Origin of the sequence: Romboutsia sp. (genome assembly GCF_035470145.1) — a bacterium.
Lineage (GTDB): Bacteria > Bacillota > Clostridia > Peptostreptococcales > Peptostreptococcaceae > Romboutsia_D.
Genome location: NZ_DATIRC010000337.1, coordinates 1 through 4701, shown reverse-complemented (window position 1 = coordinate 4701; position 4701 = coordinate 1). Strand labels below are relative to the sequence as shown.

The 4701-nt window shown below is 26.0% G+C and carries 5 protein-coding genes; 4 read left to right on the top strand and 1 reads right to left on the bottom strand.

Annotated elements, in window-relative coordinates:
- On the bottom strand, positions 1-342 hold a 342-nt coding region (locus tag VLM92_RS13580; RefSeq protein ID WP_331681777.1), incomplete at its 3' end, for a hypothetical protein.
- Positions 343-608: 266 nt separating this feature from the next.
- On the opposite strand from VLM92_RS13580, the gene VLM92_RS13575 reads away from it, so the two are divergent.
- From VLM92_RS13575 to VLM92_RS13560, 4 genes are all read left to right on the top strand, one after another.
- On the top strand, positions 609-1211 hold the full coding sequence (locus VLM92_RS13575) for a TetR/AcrR family transcriptional regulator (protein WP_325276868.1): 603 nt from the start codon (positions 609-611) through the stop codon (positions 1209-1211).
- Between the two features lie 96 nt (positions 1212-1307).
- Positions 1308-2363, top strand: a complete 1056-nt coding sequence (locus VLM92_RS13570) for a DMT family transporter (RefSeq protein ID WP_325276867.1) — start codon at positions 1308-1310, stop codon at positions 2361-2363.
- A 399-nt stretch (positions 2364-2762) separates the two neighbouring features.
- Positions 2763-3383, top strand: a complete 621-nt coding sequence (locus tag VLM92_RS13565) for a flavodoxin family protein (RefSeq protein ID WP_325276866.1) — start codon at positions 2763-2765, stop codon at positions 3381-3383.
- A gap of 696 nt (positions 3384-4079) precedes the next feature.
- Positions 4080-4535 (top strand): histidinol-phosphatase HisJ family protein, encoded by a 456-nt coding sequence (locus VLM92_RS13560; protein ID WP_325276865.1) that lies wholly within the window; start codon positions 4080-4082, stop codon positions 4533-4535.
- The last annotated feature ends 166 nt before the right edge of the window (positions 4536-4701 follow it).

Genomic DNA, 4701 nt, shown 5'->3' with positions numbered 1-4701 from the left:
TATCATAAATCCAATACTTTTTGATGGTTTAGCATCATAACTAAATAAATAGTAGATAATGAAGCTTACAAAAAATGTAAGAATTAATCCTAAAAAAGGATTTAGAGTTGCTATATATGCAAAAAACCCTATAAGGACATTTATTATAGCGAGTAATATAGTAGTAGTTGATATATTAGCAGTATAATCTTCTCCTAATATACTTGGAGCTATCATCATTGCTGCTACTCCAACTATTAAGTTGTTTTTTCCAAATATACCAAATATCAAAATAGCTGCTAAAGCTATTAAAAATATTTTTATTCTAATTAAAGTTAGATTTTTTTTTGTATTACCTTTCATATCACATCACACCTTTGCAATTATTTTTATTACTTTGCATAATTATAAAATTTATTTTTAAAAATAATAAAGGATTAATTTTTATCAAAAATCCTTATCTATAAATACAACGTAAAAAATATGAACTTTAGTTCATGTTTTATTTTAATATTTTAATATTCTAAATTGAAAAAGTCAACTAAAAATGAACTTTAGTTCATATTTATTGATTAATATCTTAAATAAATATATAATTATCATAATAATGTGTAGGAATAGGTGATTATATGCAACAAAACATAAGAGAGCCTAAACAAAAGAGGGCTATAGAAAAAAAAGAAAGTCTTATAAATGCAGCTTTTCAGTTATTTAATGAAAAAGGTTTTTATAATACGAATTCAAAGGAAATTGCAAAAAAAGCAGGAGTATCAACAGGATTATTTTATAATTATTTTAATGATAAAAGTGATATTTTTTTAGAAATATTAAATAGAATATCTGAGAAAAATTATCTAGAATTAGAAAAAATTTTAGAAAAACTATCTAAAGAAAATGATAAAAAACAATTATTAAAAAGCTTTTTTATTGAAAATATAAAACTCTTATCTGAGTTGGCCTTTATTTATAAAGATATAGAAACAATAAAAAAAGAATATGAAGAAATAGGAAAATATAGGGATAAAAATAAACAACGTATAAAAATATTAATGATGAGCTTTTTTAATAAAATTAATGATGAAGAAAATATAAAAAATTTAGATATAAAATGGGAAATAATACAAACAACCATAGATGCAAATTATATATTAATATCAAAGTTAGAAAATAAAGATGATAAATTAAAATTCATAGATGAGATGGTATGTTTAATATATAATTATATGTTTTAAACTTTTCATAAGTTGTTTCAGAAAAATATTTTAGTAAAAAGTAAACATAGAACATAATGATATTAGAATTTAAAAATTTAAAAGGGGAAAAGTAATATGATAAAATCAAAACAATATGTAGCAGTGTTTCAAGCGATTCTTGCAGCTGCACTGTTTGGGATAAGTTCACCAGTATCTAAGTTTTTACTAGAAAAAATACCTCCTATGATTATGGCGGCACTACTATATCTTGGGGCAGGTATTGGTATGTTAATCATGAGCTTGATGAAAAACTCAAAGGGAATTAAACAGAAAGAAGCTAAAATTGGAAGAAAAGAGCTTCCATTTACTATAGGGATGATAGCCTTAGATATTGCTGCACCAATATTTTTGATGATTGGATTGAGTATGACTACAGCTTCAAATGCCTCATTATTGAATAATTTTGAGATTGTAGCTACATCTCTTATTGCTTTATTAATCTTTAAAGAATCAATTGGCAAAAGACTATGGATAGCAATTTTCTTTATTACTGTTTCAAGTATTATTTTATCAGTAGCTGACTTTAGTAGTTTCTCATTTTCAATAGGTTCAATATTTGTTTTACTAGCCTGTATCTGTTGGGGATTTGAAAATAATTGTACAAGAATGATGTCTTTAAAAGATCCCATGCAGATAGTAGTTATTAAAGGATTAGGATCTGGAGTAGGGTCGCTGATAATAGCATTTTTAACTAAAGAATATGTAAGTGATATAGGGTATATATTCATAGCCTTGATTCTAGGTTTCTTTGCCTATGGGTTAAGCATATTCTTTTATATAACTGCACAGAGAGAATTAGGAGCAGCAAGGACTAGTGCGTATTATGCAGTTGCACCTTTTATTGGTGTAGGACTATCTCTTTTAATGTACAATGAAACAATAACATGGAATTTTGTTATTGCAGTTATTCTAATGATTTTTGGTGCATATTATGCTGCTGTAGAAAAACATAATCATAATCATACTCATGAAATTATTAAGCATGAACATAGACATAATCACAATGACGGACATCATAATCATACTCATGAAGATTTTAAAAATGGAGAACATAGTCACGAGCATACTCATGAGCTAATAGAACACACTCATAGCCATACTCCAGATATGCATCATGACCACTCACATTAATCCAGGAAAGATGAACTTTTCAAAAGATTTTTTCTTCTCGTTTGACAGTTATTGATATATTAAGATGCAATAGGTATATTATATATATGAGGTGAGTAAATGTGGAATTAAATGACCATATATTAGATATATTTAGTAAGGATGAACAAGAACAGTTAAAGCTATTATTAAGGAAAATTGCAAATAATTAAGTCAACTCATTATGCTAGTTAAATTTAAGTATTGAAAACACTACTGTCTAACACAATATATTTTATTGCTTAAAAACTTTATCTAGTATTTTTAATATATCCAACAGATTAATTATAATTATTGATAATAAATACTATACTGAAATATAATTAATATGAAATAAATGTAAATATGAGTAAGTAATAGGTGTAAATTTAGGAGGTAAATATGAAAGTATTATTAGTAAACGGAAGTGCTCGTTTAAAAGGATGTACGTATACTGCACTTTGTGAAGTAGCTAAAACATTAGAAGAAAATGGAATTGAAACAGAGCTATTTCAATTAGGAGCAAAGCCTATATGTGGATGTATAGGATGTATGTCATGTAGAAAAACTGGTGAGTGTTTTATGAATGATAAGGTAAATGAATTTGCTAAAATGGCTAAGGAAGCTGATGGATTTGTATTTGGTTCACCAGTTCATTATGCATCGGCATCAGGAGCACTTACTTCATTTTTAGATAGAGTATTTTTTAGTGCAGGAGCAAATCTTTCTTATAAGCCAGGAGCAAGTATAACAAGTGCTAGAAGGGGTGGAACTACTGCAACATTTGACCAGCTTAACAAGTATTTTACAATAAATAATATGCCAGTTGTAAGTTCTCAGTATTGGAATATGGTACATGGAAATACACCAGAGGAAACATTACAGGACTTAGAAGGAATGCAAGTTATGAGGATTTTAGGTAAGAATATGGCTTGGTTACTTAAGTGTATAGAACTTGGTAAGCAAAATGGAATAGGTATACCTGAAAGAGAAGAAAAAGTAGCAACTAACTTTATAAGATAAATAATTTAACTCGTTGTGCTAGTTAAATTTAAGTATTGAAAACACTACTATCTAACACAAGATATTTTATTGCTTAAAAACTTTATCTAGTATTTTCAATATATCCAACAGATTAACTAGCACAACAGATTAAGTTATTTTAAAAGTATTGATTTATATCAGTACTTTTTTTATTATATAATTTGTATGCCAATAAAATGAAATTAACACGAAATAAGAGGAGGCGTTTATATGTAGTATCAACATTTGTTCATTGATGTAAGATTTCAAAATTAGTTTTATAAATAATAATATCAAAACCGGAACTGTAGATAGGTTTGTGTAAAAACAAATCTATCTACAGTTCTTTTTGTATTAACTAATAGTAAATTTGGAATTGATTTATATATAATGTTTGATTTAAATATAAAAACAACACAAAAACCAAAAAATAAACATGGATTTAACGCTGCTTTAATATAGAATTAACAAAATGATTCTAATATATAGTTAAAGGATAGATAAAAATAGCAACAATACATTTGGCAAATAATGTTGCTTTAATGCATAAAACAACATAAAAACCAAAAAACTAACATGAAATTAACATTTAGTTAATACAGAATTAACAAAACATTATTAATATATAGTTAAAGGATAAATAAAAAAAACAAAATTCACATAATAAAGATTGAAATAAAACTAAGGAGGGAAGAGATGAACATTATTACTGACCATCATGTTCATTCAGAATTTTCAGGTGACTGTAATACACCAATAGATGATGTAGTAAAAAGAGCTATAGAATTGGGATTAAAAGAAGTAATGTTTACAGATCATCAGGACTTTGATTATCCAAGTGATGAGATATGTTTTGAAATAAACATTGAAGAATATGTAGAAAAGATAAAAAAACTTAGAGAAAAATATAAAGAAATAGATATTTTAATGGGTATTGAAATTGGATATCAACCTGATTTAAACGATAAAATAAATAATTTATTAAATTCACATCCATTTGATTTTGTAATATGTTCAATACATGCATGGAATGACATAGAACTTGATACAGGTGATTTATTTAAAGGAAAAACTCAAGAAGAAGGATATAGAGAATACTTTGAAAATCTTAAATACTGTGTTGAACATTTTGACAACTGCGACGTATATTGACATCTAGATTTTATAGTTAGATATGGAAATTTTGAAAATAAAACTTTAAGATATGAAGATTATAAAGATATTATAGATGAAATATTAAAAATCATTATAAACAATGGAAAAGGAATTGAAATTAACACTTCAGGATTAAGGTACAACCTTAATACTATGCATCCTA

Coding starts and splice junctions, on each gene's coding strand:
- VLM92_RS13575 (WP_325276868.1), top strand. CDS start 609: ATGCAACAAAACATAAGAGAGCCTAAACAAAAGAGGGCTATAGAAAAA.
- VLM92_RS13570 (WP_325276867.1), top strand. CDS start 1,308: ATGATAAAATCAAAACAATATGTAGCAGTGTTTCAAGCGATTCTTGCA.
- VLM92_RS13565 (WP_325276866.1), top strand. CDS start 2,763: ATGAAAGTATTATTAGTAAACGGAAGTGCTCGTTTAAAAGGATGTACG.
- VLM92_RS13560 (WP_325276865.1), top strand. CDS start 4,080: ATGAACATTATTACTGACCATCATGTTCATTCAGAATTTTCAGGTGAC.